Source organism: Nonlabens antarcticus, assembly GCF_015356755.1.
Taxonomy (GTDB): Bacteria; Bacteroidota; Bacteroidia; order Flavobacteriales; family Flavobacteriaceae; genus Nonlabens; species Nonlabens antarcticus.
Window position 1 is genome coordinate 461,091 of the sequence record NZ_JADFCO010000066.1, and the last position, 17,648, is coordinate 478,738.

General features: G+C 33.3%; 12 protein-coding genes. 3 read left to right on the plus strand and 9 right to left on the minus strand.

Annotated features, from left to right (window positions below; genetic code table 11):
- The first annotated feature begins 109 nt into the window (after positions 1 to 109).
- From IQ282_RS13145 to IQ282_RS13155, 3 genes are read left to right on the plus strand one after another with little or no spacing between them, the layout of a single operon-like run.
- Positions 110 to 4,231, plus strand: coding sequence for a DEAD/DEAH box helicase (locus tag IQ282_RS13145; protein WP_194852330.1), 4,122 nt, complete (start codon positions 110 to 112; stop codon positions 4,229 to 4,231).
- Positions 4,224 to 8,093, plus strand: coding sequence for a UvrD-helicase domain-containing protein (locus IQ282_RS13150; protein ID WP_194852331.1), 3,870 nt, complete (start codon positions 4,224 to 4,226; stop codon positions 8,091 to 8,093). The genes IQ282_RS13145 and IQ282_RS13150 overlap by 8 nt, the downstream gene beginning before the upstream one ends.
- 23 nt (positions 8,094 to 8,116) lie before the next feature.
- Positions 8,117 to 9,142, plus strand: a complete 1,026-nt coding sequence (locus IQ282_RS13155) for a hypothetical protein (protein ID WP_194852332.1) — start codon at positions 8,117 to 8,119, stop codon at positions 9,140 to 9,142.
- 154 nt (positions 9,143 to 9,296) lie between these two features.
- Here the strand turns inward: IQ282_RS13155 and IQ282_RS13160 are convergent, their stop codons facing one another.
- The 9 genes from IQ282_RS13160 to IQ282_RS13200 all read right to left on the minus strand — a co-directional run bounded on the left by IQ282_RS13160 (position 9,297) and on the right by IQ282_RS13200 (position 17,581).
- Complete coding sequence (locus IQ282_RS13160; protein ID WP_194852333.1) at positions 9,297 to 9,554, minus strand: hypothetical protein; 258 nt, start codon at positions 9,552 to 9,554, stop codon at positions 9,297 to 9,299.
- Between the two features lie 9 nt (positions 9,555 to 9,563).
- Positions 9,564 to 10,142: a GIY-YIG nuclease family protein gene (locus IQ282_RS13165; RefSeq protein ID WP_194852334.1), complete on the minus strand. Its 579-nt coding sequence runs from the start codon at positions 10,140 to 10,142 to the stop codon at positions 9,564 to 9,566.
- Between the two features lie 235 nt (positions 10,143 to 10,377).
- A complete protein-coding gene (locus IQ282_RS13170; RefSeq protein ID WP_194852335.1) occupies positions 10,378 to 10,614 on the minus strand; it encodes a hypothetical protein in 237 nt (78 codons plus the stop codon).
- Positions 10,615 to 10,688: 74 nt separating this feature from the next.
- Entirely contained in the window at positions 10,689 to 11,291 is a 603-nt protein-coding gene (locus tag IQ282_RS13175) for a ParA family protein (protein ID WP_228547335.1), read from the minus strand.
- Entirely contained in the window at positions 11,272 to 11,886 is a 615-nt protein-coding gene (locus IQ282_RS13180) for a hypothetical protein (RefSeq protein ID WP_194852336.1), read from the minus strand. The genes IQ282_RS13175 and IQ282_RS13180 overlap by 20 nt, the downstream gene beginning before the upstream one ends.
- A gap of 2 nt (positions 11,887 to 11,888) precedes the next feature.
- Positions 11,889 to 14,621: a relaxase/mobilization nuclease domain-containing protein gene (locus tag IQ282_RS13185; protein WP_194852337.1), complete on the minus strand. Its 2,733-nt coding sequence runs from the start codon at positions 14,619 to 14,621 to the stop codon at positions 11,889 to 11,891.
- Positions 14,618 to 14,917, minus strand: a complete 300-nt coding sequence (locus tag IQ282_RS13190) for a plasmid mobilization protein (RefSeq protein WP_194852338.1) — start codon at positions 14,915 to 14,917, stop codon at positions 14,618 to 14,620. The genes IQ282_RS13185 and IQ282_RS13190 overlap by 4 nt, the downstream gene beginning before the upstream one ends.
- Before the next feature lie 160 nt (positions 14,918 to 15,077).
- Entirely contained in the window at positions 15,078 to 15,974 is an 897-nt protein-coding gene (locus tag IQ282_RS13195; protein WP_194852339.1) for a DUF6371 domain-containing protein, read from the minus strand.
- Positions 15,975 to 16,168: 194 nt separating this feature from the next.
- Positions 16,169 to 17,581: a DUF3987 domain-containing protein gene (locus IQ282_RS13200; RefSeq protein WP_194852340.1), complete on the minus strand. Its 1,413-nt coding sequence runs from the start codon at positions 17,579 to 17,581 to the stop codon at positions 16,169 to 16,171.
- Between the last annotated feature and the right edge of the window lie 67 nt (positions 17,582 to 17,648).

The window sequence follows — 17,648 nt, forward strand, 5'->3', positions numbered from 1 at the left end:
TTCTACAAAAGCACCTTTTGATTATAAAGGACTTTCAAGATATAAGAAACAGAATAAATAATTGGTGTAGCCTTTATCTTAATCTTAACCGTTTACAAATTTTATTAAATTGAAAATTAACGAGTATTATAAATATTTTGATTTAAACCCTTCAACATTAAAAAAGTTGTTGGAAGAGTACGAAATGGACTCAAGTATTCGAGCAATTAAGGTAGTTCCAGAAAAGTGGATAAAAATTGCTTCAAAATATCGAGGTAAGAAGATTCCAATAGAAGAAGAATCGCTATCAACTGCTAGCCCAAAAGTTATTCTGGATAATACTACTGTTATCAAAGATTTTACAAAGCTACCAGAAGTCCTTGTAGATTTCAAAACAGAACCAATCTTAGGGTATGTAAAGTATGTAGCTGAAGATAAATCTCATGCTTTTGTAAGAATAATCGAAAACTTTGAAGAGACGCTTAGTTTTAACTTTAATACGGATAGAGAGAAAGGAGTAAAGGTTGAGAATTTTGACACTCTACACCTTACTCAAATTGTACAACTTAAGGATATATCATACAAAAGGAGCCGAGTTAAAAAATATAAAATAGATAAGGAATATTTTATAGGTACCATCTCTAATATTAACAATGAGCTTACATTTATTGAATGGAACTCATTTAATAAGCCTTATGTTTTTGAAAAACCGATCGCCATTTTAAAGGATTTCAGTGATGGCCAATTATATAGACTCCGAATATTTTTAGGTAATAGAACTTTTAAGTTTGTTGTAGTCCAAATGGAACTTGAGCTCTATGGCTTTAGAGAAAAATTAAAAAGCCAATATGAAAAGATATTTGAGACACCCGAACTTTCAAGTATCGATTTAGTTTATGCTACTCTGGCTAAAACGCATTTGGAAGACGCTGATGATTTATTACATCAAAAACTAGAAACACAACTTCGTGAAATTTCTAATAAAAATGATAAAAAAGAAATATTAGATATCCTAGCATGGTGGAATAACTTATTTCCTAAATTCATAGATTATAGTAAGCTTAAAAACAATAATCTTGAACGTATATTGATATTATGCTGGATTGATAAAGATCTTCCCACTCCTTTTTTTCAAGATTATCTAATTGATATATTGTTACTGTTAGAAGAGAATGGATTCTCAATACCATCAAATTCAGAGATAAATTTTTACCACATTGAAGAGTTCGAAATAAAGCTTCAATCCATAATAACTAGCCTAAAAATTATTGATTATCGGCACTATGTGAAACTGGCCGCCCTAATCCGGAAGTTTGAATCTCCAAATTCTGGTCAATTGGAATCCAAATTAACATCAATTCTTGATGATGAAGGTCGATATCAATTATGGAAATCAGATGAAAAATTTCCCTTTGAAAGAAATTTTGCATTAAAATACTTTGGGGATGAGCCAGTAAAAATTCAAAATAGAATTATTGAGCTGGTCACTGAGAAAGATTTTCGAGCGATAGCCCCTCTTGTTCAAGATAGATCTAACTTGAATTTTGGTAGGAAGTTAAAAGCGTCATGTATACATCTGATACAATCAATTTTTAATCCTGTTAGTTTTGATTTGGAGAGCGACGGACAGAATGTCTCAGAGATCGCCTGGAATGTAGATTCGGACTGGAACTATTTTTTAGATGACGCAGAGGCTCAAATTGAACTTTTTAAAACAGTTTGCAATTCTCCTGAAAACATTATAATCGGTCACAATTGTTTGGATTTTGACATCCCCATATTAGAAACATTTAATTGCAACATAGACTTATCCATTGTCTGGGATACATTGAGAATGGAAACCATGCTGAGTCCAGACTTACTGAGCTATTCCTTGGTAACAAGCCATAAAGCAAAGGATGATGCTGAATTAACATTGAACTTATTTTACAATCAAATATGCAGGATTGTCATACTAGAAGCTGAATATCGGGATGAAATAATAGATTGTTTACCAAAGCATTTTAAAAGTAAAATTAACCTTATATGGCAAGATAAACTTGTCCGTTTACTTAGTAATTCACAACTTGAAGCCGAAAAGAACCTTTATTTTAAGCCTGAAAAGTTTGAATTAGGTACGCTTAGAGATTTGAAAGATCTACTTGATCAATCAGAATCTCTATGTACTGTAATAATTGCTCCTCTAGAAATAAGAAAGTACATACTCCGTACATTACCGGTTGTAATCTATCGACTTGACAATCTGCCTTATGATGAATGTTTATTAAATAAAAACTCCATCAAAAACTCGGATGAGTTATCGGATTGGGTTAAGTTGTCGGTATTGCACTTTTATAATTTCTGTGCTAAGATTAATATAAAACCTCTTTTAAAGAATTTATCTCCATACACTTACAACAAACTACAGCACGAAGTATTAGACATTTCTAAATACCTAGAAACCCCAGATTGGGATAAGGAGAGTTTTCTTTTTGTTGACCCTACTTCCTTAAATAGAAATACGTTCAAGGAACTTTCAATTAAACCACATCAGGCAATCTTGTTATATCCGGACTATGTAAATAACGTCCAAAAAGAATTATTAAGAACACTTGACTTGAAAGAATTGAGCAGCATTGGTAATGAAAATCCAATATGGATGCGGTTTTCTGGAGCTCAAAGCTATACAGTTTTAAGTCAAAAAGAATGTAATCTATTAGGTATAAAGGAAGAAGCTAACAATGAAAGGTGTTGGATAAAAAAAAGTGGTTTCAACACTTATGAAATCTACAGGAAGGAAAATATTACATCAAAAATTAAATCAACTGGAATAGATAGCATTGTCGAGGTCCACCCTGAAAATAATTCTATTTATAATGACAGCGCACATTATGTAAATTTCACTTTAGCTAACAATTACGGCAATTATCTTGAAATATTAAATCCTGACACGCTTTACCGATCTTCTTACTGGATTGCCATAAAAGAGATAGTCAAACAGATATTTGAAGTCAACAAGCACATAGTACTTCTAGTCAATAACAAGAACGAAATACAAGCATTACAACAATATTTTCGGTCTGAAGGATATTTTGTTATCGATCAAAATAAGTTTCCTAGACTGTCTAGAAGACTGGAAATATTACATAATAGTTTTTCAAACAACAAATTACTGATAGAACCACTAGATAGTTTATCGGCCATTTTAGAAGCGAACTACATAAGACATCTTACAATCTGTATTGACTCATTTATGCTGACTGAAAATATTTTTAGTTCGTTAAAAAAAAGCGATATAAAAGAAATACTCGCTGATAAGTTTAAGACAACTACAATAAATGATGATGATGATACAGTAATTATAGATATTCTTGATAACAAGCAAATAAGTCACAATTATTATTTAGGGCTACAACTCTATAAAAGTCAAATTGACTTCATGCGGTTACTTATTAGTGATAATGACTCAAAAAATATTTTATTTTTTCTAGATCCAAGAATAAACGATTTTCCTAATCTAGCAAAGACTTGGAGCCTGAAAAACTTTAAATTAAATCTGTGGCTATCTAAGGTAGATTACGAATCAGAACTTGAAAAAGCCGAAGTTTTTTTTGCTGGCCCAAAAAAAATTGATGAATTACCATTCAGTATAGAGGAATCTAAAGAAATACTTTCAAATATATTTCTTCCAAAAGAGTGTACATGGCGACCAGAACAGCATGAATACCTCGACTGGATTATTCCTGGTAAACTTGATGTTTTGGTTACCCTGCCAACCGGTGGCGGTAAGTCATTATTATTCCAAGCTCCAGCGTTGTTGAGGAATATGTTCACTAATAGGCTTTCTATAGTTATTACTCCGCTCAAAGCACTTATGCAAGACCAAGTTTTGGCATTGTGGGACAAAGGGTTTTTTGGTAATGTTGAATATCTAAATAGCGATAGAAAGTCTGATGCACCTATCATTTATCGTTCTCTGTTTAGTGGAGATATATCGCTGTTATTCATCACACCTGAACGTTTTAGAAGTCGTTCTTTTATAAAAGCTTTGGAATCTAGAATACAGAAAGATGGAGGGCTCGAGTATATGATTTTTGATGAAGCGCATTGTGTCTCTCAATGGGGACACGAATTCAGACCTGATTATTTTAATTGTGCACAACAATTGAAAAAGGTAAAAAGGTTATCGGACAACAACACTCCTCTCTTATTATTTTCGGCAACTGTTTCAGAAAAGATTCATGAAGACTTTATAACTATTTTCAATGATTGAATTTAAAAGAAACCTTACTCAGACCAACCCCATAAGAAAGCATATTGGATTATCATTCGATAGAGTAGGGTCTGATGATGAGCGAATAAATGAAGTCGTGAAAGTACTAAAGAGCAACAATTTTGACCCTTCTAAAAGTAAAGTTTTAATTTTTGTAGGATCGCGTAATGGTTGCGAGGAGGCGAATAAGGAATTAAACTCTTGCCTCATTGAATCTAAGCATCCCTCTGCTAATAGAACACAATTTTACCATGCTGGGCTAGATGCAATTCAAAGAGAGGAAAGGTATGAAGACTATAAAAATGATCGGCTTGATATTTTAATAGCAACGAAGGCATTCGGAATGGGAATGGATATTAAAAATATTCATTTTGTCTTTCACATAGGACCATCGGCTACATTTGAAGATTTCTTACAAGAGATAGGTAGAGCTGGCAGGGACCCAAATTTGCTCAATGCCGCAGGATATTCTGACTCTAAAAAGCTTATAACAAAATGCCTTTTAACAAATGATGATTTTGCTAAATTAAAAGATCGTAATCATAAGAACCAAATTACGTGGTTAGATCTAGGTAGGGCTTTTAATACTATCATTAATTATATATCCCAATTCAGAGATCTTGAAAGTACAATTGAGAACCCGTTTCCTCTACCATTAGATCTTATCGATAATGATGAAAAATACGATGAAGTTCTTAATAAAGATACATTTCTACGTGTATGCCTCTATTGGCTTGAGAAACTTGGTAGAGTTTCGTTAGGTTTATATACCCCTACACACTTCCCGTTTTTGATAATTCTCGATCAAACCAAAAATATTAAAATCTTTAAAAATTCATCTGATAGAGATAAAGCCCAGCTCATACAAAATGAGATTTTAAGATTAAAATCATTACCAGAAAACTCTGAAAAGGTCATGATTGGTATGGAAAGTCTAAAGCACCTCATTGCTGAAAATAGGAAAAGCGAGGTAATGAGAATACTGTTCCTAGGTCAAAATTCTGGAATGTTTAAAATCGATAGAAATATAAAGTTCGAAGTAACTAAGCTTAGGAGCGCGTCATTGAAAAGAAATTACCCGGCATATCATCCTACTATTTTAGCGACAATGAATCTGGCTCAGAAACTAATTGAACTTGTTCCTTTTGGAAAAGAGACGGCATTTACTTCTGATGAAATCGAAGATTTAGGTAGGAAAGTTGTTTCCGATATTTTTATAATAAAAAACTTAAATTGGAAAGAACCTAAACTCAGTAGCAGTATTCAAACAAATCCATTGTTTTACACTGCCAAAGACTTAAGAGCAAAATTAATAGAGGATTTTATCACTAAAAGAGCAAAATTTGCTTTCAGAATTTTGAGCTTTTTACCGGGTGTAAAGCACAAATCGACAATTAAAATTGATAAGCATACGGGTAAAGCTTCAACTATTAATCTTTTATACAATGGAAATAAAAATACAGTTCTAAATACAGAATCTTTAAAGACTTTCACTAGAGACTTGACAAAATTCGTGGAGTTCGTGGCTGAATACTACTTTCAGAATAATGTTGAAAAATTCAATTTGATTGATTTAATCAATGAACTAGAGTTATCTATTGGAACCGAAAGACATTTTCAACATATAATGTTTATAGCTAGAGCTTTAGGTTACATACGTGGCGATGGAAATATAGCCTCAATGGGTATCGAGTTGGGAGTTTTAAACTTTGAAAAACTAGACGCCCTTGAAACAAATAATCGAGATAGTAAGATTCAGCAAGAATTCAAGAAGGTCAATCGGATGAAATTACTTCGTTTACTGGCATTGGAGTGTTTAGCTAGTATCTCAAATCAACGACAAGAAGCTTTCATAGTGGGGTATTTTCAATGCAAAGAGGAGTCTGATATATTGATGCTGATGGATGAGCATTTCGGTAGTAATCACCCTAGTTTAGCTGCATTTAGAGAGGAAGCGCTTCAAAAGGCGAAAGAGGAGTTGAATCCAGATCAGAAGGCAATTTATGATTCGGCTTTGAATAAAAATCTTCAGGTTATCGCAGGTCCAGGAACCGGAAAGACTAAAACTCTTACTCTGCGCGTTGCAAGGCTTATACAAGAGGAAAATGTAAGGCCAGAAAAAATTTTAATTCTTGCTTATAATAAAGCAGTGGTTTTAGAGCTGAAAAGTAGGTTATCGGAGCTATTTGCTAAGTTAGGATACCACCGGATTATCAACCGTCTTAATGTATTCACTTTCCACGGATATGCAAAGTACTGTCTTGAAGATTCACTGAATGACACTGATTTCGACAAATGGATTCCAATACTAATAGATAAAATAAAAACAAATAATATCGATGTTTTGAGTAAGATCGGTACAATTAATTATCTGTTGGTAGACGAGTTTCAAGATATCACTGGAGAACGGCTCCGCTTTTTGAAACAACTAAGTACTGTAAATAAGCTAAAAATGACTGTGATTGGAGACCCTAATCAAAGTATTTATGGTTACGAAAGATCAGAGCAAGGTGATCAAATGAGTCCAGTACCATTGTATAAAAAATTTCAAGATGAATTCCGTCCAATTAATCTTCACTTATCGATTAATTATCGTTCCTATCCAGAAATTTTGAATGTTGCTCAGGATTTATTATCCAAGAATTCTGAGGAAATCAAATTGCCTAAAATAAGAGCAAACAGTGCTACTCCACTTGATTTTGTTCCCGTTAGAATACTGGGTAATGAAAATTGGAATACTGAATTAAAATCGCTTACTTCTTATATCGATCAAGACGGAAATAAACTTCAACAGATCGCAATTATGTTTCGGTCAAACAATGAGGTTTATAAAGCATTTAATTTGATACAAGATTTGTCTTGCGATACTTTAAGAATCAGAATTCAAGGGGCGAAGGGGGCATTAGTAAAAACTAGAGAATTCCATTTCTTTTTGAGTTCGTTGAACTCAAAATTAGACGAGTATTTAAATACTGATTTTATAAAGGAGTTTAAATCCTTAAGAGACAAAAAAATGGAGGAACGATCCAATTGGGACTTGTACTTACTGGACCTGTTTCTATGTATCCTCAAGGAATTTGGGGATGAGAAAAAATCAACATATGCGGAATTAAAAGAATTTGTTTGGGATTTATCATCTAAGGATGATGGTCACTTCGGTAAAATCTATGATAAAAATATTAGTAAAGTTTCAAATAAGACTGCCGGACAAGAAGTTGTTTTGACAACAATGCATAAAGTGAAAGGACTGGAATTTGATGCAGTTCTAATACCATCGTCAATCACTGATCTTGCGAAGACCAATGATACTTCAAAGATTGACGAAATACTCGAGGAAGAAAGACGCTTATATTACGTCGCCTACACAAGGGCAAAGAGGAAACTTACTGTAATTAAGCATAAAAGGGAAGAGGCTTTAGACAACAATGTTCCGTTTTCCTATCAAAAAGCAGCGATTGATAAGGCTTATGGCTTTTTCTTAGAGGAAGGTATTCAAAAATTCAAATTATTTTGGGGGGCCAGTAAGTATGGCGAGTCCTCTTATGATTTGATTGATTCAAAAATAAAAATTGGATCCGTTCTAACCTTAAATAGAACTTTACGTAGTGTCTATACTTTTTGGGAAGTAAGATTTAACAATCAAACCATTGCGCAATTAAGCACGGAGATCTCTAAAAGGTTACCTGACACAAACTGTATTTATGGCTTCATCATTTCCGCAGTTTATGTATCTACCTATGAGGAGACTTTAAAATCTGATGAGATAAATGACACAAAATTTGCATCTAAATGGAATCAAGAATCAATTGACCGTGGATATATTTATATAATCGATTTTTCTGGATTTGGTAAATACTCATAATTTGGAAATTTAAATGGAGGTTTGTGAAAAGTAATATTATTGAATCAATCAAAAACTTTGACATTATTAAGCTCAAAGATCTTCTTGATGATGAATTGTCATATATGGACGTTTCCAAGGAGCTGTTTATTATTAAATTGGAAGAAAAATTTGATTTAGCTATAAAAAATGATTGCCATTCCTTCGATGATGTTTTTTTCGGAATTTGTGGATCTTGCAACAAAGGGTGCGAAGGAGTGACTTTTCTTTCTAATACCGGATATTATTTAGACCTCTATTTCGAATCTCCAGATGGGAATGCGGTAGAGGATATTTACGTTTGTAATAAGCTTACAAACTTCGCTGATTTAGAAAAGACGGTAGACTTAGCCTTTTATTGTTATGAAGATGAAAAAGTATTATTTCAGCCGTCCATTAAATACTTGGAAATACAAAAAGAGTATCAACAGGCTTTGGATGACATCAAATACTTTCCATCAATTATAAAATTGTCAGAATTGGTCAATTGGTTTGACAGATACAATGGCTTTAGAAAGTTCGTTTTGGAAGTCGATATGTTTGAAAGATTCGACTATAAATTATATTCAGAAGCCTTCAGTTTGATTGGCGACATTGATAATATAGTCACTTTAAAAGATAGTTCTATTCATGCATCAAACGCCATGATAGAATTAGCAAAAGCGAACACAGAGCGTGAAAAGGTGATTTGGCTCCTGGGTAATTTGGATGATCTTGACAAAGCTATATATTTTGAAGATCTCTATATAAAAGACGATAGAACCCTTGAAGATCTCTATATAAAAGACGATAGAACCCTTGTAGACTGTAAAAGCAAAACTTTGAATATTAAGCTAGATATTACTGAGTATGAATATGTATTGGATTATTTTCAATTTATAGATGACCTACACGAGCATCTAATGACAAAGTACAAGCCATCTGAAGAGCAATTTATGAAGGGTAAAAATGGATATTTAGAATATTCCTTAGGAAATTATTTTCGGCTGAGCGATAAATATTTGGACTTGCTAGAGAAGTATGGTTTGTGACTCCTTAAAATAATAAATTGATTGAACGTCCTGAATATTTTAGAATTCCAAAAAATTGCATAAGCAGTTTGAATAATTTGAACTAACTAGTTTTGTAGATCACTACAATTATAGTAATCTATAAAACTAAATGCCATCTTGTAACTTTTGATGTTTAATTCTCTGGAAACAAGGTCTTTTGTACTTGTATTTCATGTTTAGCATTCGCTTCTCGGATAGCTTTATCATCCAGATAATCTATCAATGCTAAATCATTATCGTAATTCTTCAAAATAGCATTAGGATCAGTTCGAGGCCCATCATAATCTTGAAGTATGCAAATTTGCTCGTAGGTGTACGGCTTTCCATTTTTTGGGTTGAAAAAGCAGGTGCTTAAGTCAAATAGGATTTTTGATTCATTTTTGTTTTTCATTGTCATAATTTATGTCTTAAAATAGTTATCATAATTTTTAATTTCTGAAGAATCTTTTCTGTCTATTCCTTTCTCTGCCGCATATTTATACAGAGCTATATTTAAGAAGTCGACATAATCAATTTTGGTTTTTTTGCAAAAAGCATTGATATCATTCATTAGTAGTGGTGAAACTCCACTTACCGATTTATCAACTGGGAAATAACATTTAGGTATTGTTCCCTTATAATATCGACCACAAATATCTATACCCTTAAAAAACTTAATTTGAAGATTATAATTTTGCTGTTCTTCCAACCATTTTTGTAATATCGGTAAACTCTCGCCTGACCTAAATTCGTTCATTCCGGAAAACTTTACACCACTCTTCCAGTTCAGAGCAAAACCCCTAGTTATCTCTAGAAAGTTACGTTCTAATAATCTTATATTGGAATCTGAATGATTGGTTATAACGACTGAAACTGTATGATTGACTTTGTAACCAATTTCGGAAGCTAATGTTGAAATTCTTTTTTTTAGATTTTTAGTTATTCCGATTTTAATCCATCCAGGTTCGGAAAAATAAAGTACGTATAAGATTGTTTTCATTTTTGGCGATTTATGAGGTGACTTCATAAATCAAAAGCAAGAAGCGTGGAACTGAACTAGAAACCTCTAGGTATCGCCAAACACCCTTCCTTCCATCATAGAACAGCCCACGCCATGGCATGGGCGCTAAACTTTGATGGGGAGGAAACTTAAATTTTGGCGATTTTAAAGGTCCAATCAAGCTAAACGCTTACAGTATGTATTTTATTAATCGATCTAATCGACTAGGATAAAATTAATCATTGCTTTTGATATATAAGGTTATACTCTTGTTTATAATATTTTTAATTGTTTCATCTTCCTTTAAGGCTTGCATTTTCAGGCTTTTCATCAAGCCTTTATCCACATAGCAGGATAATTGAACTTCGTCCTTGGGTTTTTCCTGTATCACAGGAACTACTTTTTGTGTAACTGCTGGTGGTTTCTTGGCTTTAATTTTATTTATCCAATTACTGACTTCATCCTTTTCCATTGGTGTAGTTTTATATTAATATTTAATTGTAGAGGTCTAGTTTTGGAGAAATCTAGAACTGTATAAATCTAGTATTATAGTAATTTTGCTAATACCTCTCTGGTTAAACTATCTATTTGATTTTTTGCCTTCAAGTCTTTGCCTAAACCAGAACGAACGACAGACCTAGTAAATGATACCAAATCACTGATTTGTGTTTTGGCAACATGAACATCGTATTTATTCAATTCAATCAAGACGTCTAGGGTCAAGGTTGTATTTGGCTTTACCATGCTTAAAACAATTAATGTGTTATCTAGACGTCGTCTCTCTTCAATCATAAGTATTGTACTGTTAATAGCCATTAGATCTAAGACTCCAGCCTTAGTAGGAACAATGATTAGATCAGCAATACTTATCAATTGAGGCAATGAATTTGACAAATATGGTGGTGTGTCTATAAAGATGAAGTCATAACCTAAAGTGCTTATTGAATCCAAATCTGCTGGACTTTCCAATATGTCCATCGTAGTTATCGTTGATTTCAACTGTAACAAACTACCTTGAGCATCAAAATCGATAATGGCTACTTTCGCACTGTCTGCAAGGTTAAGTGCTAGATTAAAAGTCAGGGTAGATTTACCTACGCCGCCTTTCTGATGTGTGATAAGGATAATATTAGTTATCATAGAGTTCATTGAGTTTGAAGTTGTAGAATGCTTCAATTTCCTGTTTGGTTTCTTCTTTACCTCTTTCATAGGACTTTTTGTGCATGTGATTAGTGAAATATATCTGTGACACGAGAATTATCAAGAGCAATACAGTCGATATAAAATGATAAATACCGTACCATTTCAATCCATCATGAATGATATTGAAATTATTAATTAACAGCTGTTTCCCATCATCTGCATTCAGATAAGCGACTAAATTTTTGCTCAAATGATAGTTTTTCTTAATCAATTGTTTCATCTCAAGTTGATCTTCCTTTCCTGCGATTAAATGTTGAGAATTCTTAGTAGCATTTAATAATGCATTAATTTCTTGAGAATTCACTTTGCATTCTTTCCTTATATCAGCTTGTATATTTTTATCGAATATTCTCAAGTTATTTATTATCCCATTTGAATAATTTTTCAAAAGAACATCTACGTTATCCATGATATCATCAATGGTTACACTCTTAGGAACCTGTGCCTGGTGTATTTGAATTTCCTCTATCTTTTTTTGAAGAAGATCGATTTTCTCTACCATGATGTCCTGGCCTGTTTCTAACTTGTTTTGTTTTGCCATAATTATCGTTTTAATCCTCTTTTACGTTTTTTCTTGTGTCCTAAAGTCTCATCAATGCCACCCTCTGATTCGTCATGCATTGTTGGTGAACTAGGAATGAATTGAGATGTAATTGATTCAATGACATCCATCGTTCGACCGTCAGCCATTGATCCCTCCGGAGTTGCAGTTAATTTATTTGAGTTTGTTACCAATGGTGAACTTGTTACATCAGCATCTAAATTATTTCTGATATTTCTTAAAGACATAGATTTGTGTACTGAACTACCTTTAAAACTATGTCCAGCTAGTCCAAAACTAAATTCATCCACAATTCCTCGCGGGTTCATCAGTTTTGTCACTTTGATATTCACTTTTGCGAAAGCGTTGATATATTCTTCCTCATTTGTCACTTGAATATTGTTGATTATAAACAAGTGTTGTAAGTAAATGGCCTGACGATATTCTTCTACATTTTTTTGTTGTGGTTGCTGTTCTGTTTCCGAATTTCCTGAGGTTTTCTCATTCTCATAATCTTCATAGGCTGCTCTTCTCTCGTTCGATGTATTCTTATAATTGGATGAAAACGGTGAAACAGATTTCCTTTTTTGGGATAAGGACTGATCGCTGGAAGACTGTTGACTTGAGTTTTTGTATGATAATCCATCAATCGGAGCTTTATTGATTGCCTTTGGGATGAAGAAATTATTTTTTATTTTCTCAAAAGTCATCGATCTGTGAACTTCCCCACCCTCAAAACAATGTCCAGCTAACTCATATCTAAATTCATCTATAGATCCATTGTGATTTAAGGCTCTAGTTACTTTGATGTTCGCTTTCGCGAAAGCATTTATATAGTCATCCTCACTGCTAACTTCTAAGTTTTCTACTAGAATTAAATATTGCTGATAAATAGCCTGGAGGCATTCTTCAGAATTTTTATTTCGACCTTTTTGAGAAGGTGCTGCTCTACCTAAGACGTTTTCGCTTACATAACCATTATAGGCAGTTCTTTTCGCATTGTGTGAATTGTTAGAACCAGGTACAAATGTGTTAGAGATATTTTTTTTGAGACTTTCGGTTTGTCCACGATCAACTTTTTGATCTGATGAATTTATCTGTGAAATTTTTGTCGTCACTGTGTTGCCTCTCAATTCATTAATTGAGAAACTTTTTTCAATGTTTGTTAATGACATTGAACTGTGAATATCACTTCCGTTAAAAGAAAAACCAGATCTTTCAAATCGAAAACCATTGACGGATCCATCGGAATCCTGAACTCTCGTAACTTTTACATTAGCTTTCGCGAAAGCGTTTACATATTCATGCTCACAGTTGACCCGTAGTTGATTTGTAATATGCTGATGTTCGATATAAATGACTTTACTGCATTCTACAAATCTTTCATCTTGCCTGTTGTGATTTACTTCCGTTCCAGTTGAGATTCTTCCTTCTGAATAATCTGCATCCACTCCTTTTTCAATACTCATTTCCGTAGAACTAGTTTTAAGAATAGGCGTGATATCCATTCTGTTATTAGCCATATTATGACTGAAAAGTTCATGACTTGGAAGGTTTGACTTTGGGGTTTTTAGTATAGTGCTATTACTTACCGATTCTTTGAGTAAAAAATATTTTTTAATGTTTGTTGAAGACATTGAGCTATGTATTGAACTTCCTTTGAAACTAAATCCTGATTGCTCAAATCTATACTCATTGGCCGAGCCGTCCGGACTTAGCACTTTAGTGACTTTTATATTCACTTTATCAAATTCTTTGATATACTCCTCTTCACTGATAACTGAAGACAGGTTTCTAATATGTAAATTTTGCAAGTAGATAGCATGGCAAGTTTCTTCCTCATTCGATTTTGATTCGTACTGTATTGATTCTGTATTTCCTTTGGCATGACTCTTTACGTAACTGTCTAACTGATCCAAAATTTGTTTTTGATTTGCCTGGGAACCATACTTTCCACCGTCAGTTTTAAAGTTTTGTTTTTTCAGTTCAGATAATTTTATCTCTGGGAAAAGAGACTTATTTAGATTAGTTAGGCTCATAGATCTGTGAACTAAGCTAGCTTTCAAGGATGATCCACCCTTTTGATATCTAAAACCATTCAGATGTCCATTCTTACTTGTGATGGCAACAACATTTATATCTGCTTTCGCGAAAGCGCTAACGTAATCACTAAATAATTTAGGTTTTACGTATTCTAATACGTACACATGGTGTGTATGAATCGATTTCCTGTCATCATTGTAATGATTTCTTAATTTTTCTTCATTGTCTTTTTTAATTTGCTTAGGACGTTCAATGCCATATTTTATATTTAATTGATCAGCTATATCCCCAGCTTTGGATCCTATAAATGAATCATTAAATGCCTTTCCTTTAAAATTGATTCTATTTACATATAGGTGCACGTGGTCGTGATTTTTATCAAAATGCCGAAAAGCTATGTATTGATGATTTTCTAGTTTTAACTCTACAATCAAGTCAGTTATATAATTTTCCCAATCGTCTGTACTAAACTTTTTATCAGAAATGGCTGATCTAGAAAGCACAATACTGATTGTGTTTTTAGGACAGGTAACATTACTTGCTTGAACCATCTTGAACATTTCTGTAGCTTCTTTAGGGTTATTAGCTATCATATATTTTTGAGAAATAACGGTAGCTTTCTTCTCCTTTTCATTCCATCCGTACTCCATACTTTCAGAAGTATGAGAGATACTTTGTGCCAGCACCATCATTTGAAATTATTTGTTATGATCTCCCTGAAATCTTTAATTAGTTTTTCAACTTCTGATGATAATCTCGGATCTTTTTTTCTGAAAAGATTGCTGATATTTTGCCATCGATTCGATTCTATAAACAGGTTTTTCATTAAAGCTAAATCTTCATCGGTCAGCTTAGGATTTAGATGTTGTCCATCTAGTTTTTTTCGGATGAATTCGGCCAAATTCATTCTATTTAATTTTGCCATTCTAGTATATCTTGAGTGTTCCATTGAGGTCACTCTGAACTGAATTCTCTTTTTTCTTTTCATTTGGATTTTTTTCTAAATGCCGAACAGCTGTGAGCATTTCGAGTACGTTTAGAGGTTCACCATGTGAGCCGCTAAACACTACTCGAATACCCATTCAAATTATCGTTATATTCATGAGGCTAATATCATTTACTCCTTTCTCAAAATTCAAAATCAAGTATCAAGTAAAATAATCTGCTAGGTCCAAACCTTCTCGACGCTCATTAATTGACCCTCTATTTTCTAATAAAGTTGAGACTGATATATCGAACCCTTTTTTGTTTAATTCCATTGATTTCAAGCTCCATTTTTTAAATGGAGATTCTTTTTCATTGATCCCTAAATCTGGATACAAAACTATTTTTCGACCTTTCAAGGGAACCATTTTTGAGAAATTGATTCCATTTAAACTACCGGCAGCAAGCCATAAATATTTGTCAAATTTTAAACTCATTATTAGAGCGGTCTTTTCTGATTCAACTATAGCTATTGGTTTTTGTGAGGTCCTAATTAAATGCTCTCCAAAAAAGCATTGCTCTAATACAAATTCTTTTAGTTTACCATTTTTTAATTGATAGGAATGAACCCAGTTTATATACTTGGATCTTTTGCCTTTGTTGGAATAGCTAATCATCTTTCCTCCTCTAATATTTTGATTATTATCAATAAGCCAAAAAATTGTAGAATTATACCAATGAGGAGCTGTCCCAACCTTATATAGCTTCCAAACAGAATTGACGAGATTTCGGTTATATAGATCCGAGAGATACCTATATAAGTTACATTCTCCTGAAATCATTGACTGGATTACTTCATCATCTTTATGATATGTTACAGATCGCTCGATCGCTTGATTTATCTGTTTAGGATAGGCTAGGGGTCGTACCAACTCGTTATCGCCAAAATATTGTCTTGGTTTATAGTGATTCCCACAAGACTGCTCTGCATCACATCTCCCTACAGAGTAATCTAGAATCTTAGCATCAGAGTTATTCAAATACAAGACAAACCTTTTCCGCTTGCACTTGGGACATAAATATTTCTTACTGGACTTGTCTAAAGAATATAGGTGTTTCATTATTTATAATTTTTTACAGTTCACTTTCCGCACTTTCCGCACTTTCGACTGCTAATGGGAAACTTGGACCTCTTTGTTTTGCAGTTTGATTGCATTATCCGCATTTTATACACACTATTCGGTAGTGTTAAACCTCTGTATTTCAACATTTAAGGTTTGATTATGCGGAAAGTGCGGAAAGTGCTAGTATTTTATTAAGGGAGTACTTTCTTATAATGACCATGTTTCACTTTTGAAAATAGATTCTTGTCTTGGAGCCATATAAACAACTGACGTTCACTTATACCTCTTTCTCCGATGAATTCTTTGGTGGCTAAACCTTTAATCTCACTTGTAGAAAATTTTGGAGTCAGAGTTGTATAAATCTCTCTTTGAAAACTAGTTAGACTTTCAACAACTGCCACCCCAAATATTTGATGCTTGACTTTTAAAGCTGAACCTAGGAAATAGTGAAAAAGTTTTATAGCTTTTTTTACTGAATCAACTGTAATTTGCTCAACCTTACGCTTCGAGCAGACTGAGTCTACAACCTCTAAGATCAGGCTGAATCTCAATACATACTCTTGAAGTTTTGCCTCAATACCTTTTTCAAATTCATGGAAATGATCTTTCGGTCTGTCGTTTTGCCATTGGATCAAATAGGATTTTGCTTCTTTGCTAAATTCAATGACTTCAGGTTGAATTTTACCTTTTGCTAGGCTGTATATTTTATTTATAATCGAATTATAAAGAGCCTGAAATCTTTCTGTGATCTCTCGTTCGTTCCAATTCAAAGATTTTGATTCATGCGGATATGCAAATAGAAAACGATCAATAAATCCATTATCAGCTCTTCCATTTGCCCCTAAACTTTTTAAAGCCTTAATTTGAATTGACCCTAATACGTTTACAAAAGGATCATCTACTTGTTGTTGTTCAACAGTAGCGCGATCGGTCTGAACAGCAATTCCAGACCAAAAAGATAGATATTGCTCAGTTTCTCCTGATTGAGTGTATCTGCTAAAATTATTGAGCCAACCCTTTATTTCATCTACATAAATTGTGATCCCGTGTGGATTGTTCACATGATGTTTTATTAATGCTTCCAAGGTGAAGTCATTCAACAGCATTCGTTTTAGCCTTGGCTTATCAACTTTCGATTGATCTTCCTCTTTTAAATTTTTAAATTGGTTAATCTCAGATTCAAATCTTAGTAAATTTTCCCGATCTATTTTTCTTAATGGCTGTATACAGTTATTCAACGCAGGGGTTTTACCGTCTCCAGGATTACCGCAAACAATCATGTATAAATTTCCTTTACCTATCCAGCCTTTTTTGAATTTGTATTGAAATGATGTTCCTATTACTGATGAGCACGCCATTAGTATTGCTGTTCCAACGTAATCCTTTGGAAAATCCATCGATTGGGTTAATTCGTTTGTAAACTTCTCAATATCATCAGGATAAATTTCTGATGGGAATTCATTTGTTTGATCAGTTATATGAAACTCAAAATCATTAAGCAGGTCTTTATTTGATATTCTTTTGTTATCTTCGTTGTCGCTAAACGGTGAATCAACAGTTCGCTTATCCTCCTTGTCAAAGGAGGATTTTTTATTTTCTGACATATAGTTATTTGCTTATTTATTCTCCAAGATGTTAATGGAGAGATTAATCTGTTTTCAAGAGTTCAGC

Bases quoted from the DNA above. Each gene is read 5' to 3' on its own strand.
- IQ282_RS13190 (WP_194852338.1), bottom strand. From the start codon at position 14,917: ATGAAAAGAAAAAAGAGAATTCAGTTCAGAGTGACCTCAATGGAACAC.
- IQ282_RS13170 (WP_194852335.1), bottom strand. From the start codon at position 10,614: ATGGAAAAGGATGAAGTCAGTAATTGGATAAATAAAATTAAAGCCAAG.
- IQ282_RS13200 (WP_194852340.1), bottom strand. From the start codon at position 17,581: ATGTCAGAAAATAAAAAATCCTCCTTTGACAAGGAGGATAAGCGAACT.
- IQ282_RS13165 (WP_194852334.1), bottom strand. From the start codon at position 10,142: ATGAAAACAATCTTATACGTACTTTATTTTTCCGAACCTGGATGGATT.
- IQ282_RS13185 (WP_194852337.1), bottom strand. From the start codon at position 14,621: ATGATGGTGCTGGCACAAAGTATCTCTCATACTTCTGAAAGTATGGAG.
- IQ282_RS13150 (WP_194852331.1), top strand. From the start codon at position 4,224: ATGATTGAATTTAAAAGAAACCTTACTCAGACCAACCCCATAAGAAAG.
- IQ282_RS13180 (WP_194852336.1), bottom strand. From the start codon at position 11,886: ATGGCAAAACAAAACAAGTTAGAAACAGGCCAGGACATCATGGTAGAG.
- IQ282_RS13160 (WP_194852333.1), bottom strand. From the start codon at position 9,554: ATGAAAAACAAAAATGAATCAAAAATCCTATTTGACTTAAGCACCTGC.
- IQ282_RS13175 (WP_228547335.1), bottom strand. From the start codon at position 11,291: ATGAACTCTATGATAACTAATATTATCCTTATCACACATCAGAAAGGC.
- IQ282_RS13195 (WP_194852339.1), bottom strand. From the start codon at position 15,974: ATGAAACACCTATATTCTTTAGACAAGTCCAGTAAGAAATATTTATGT.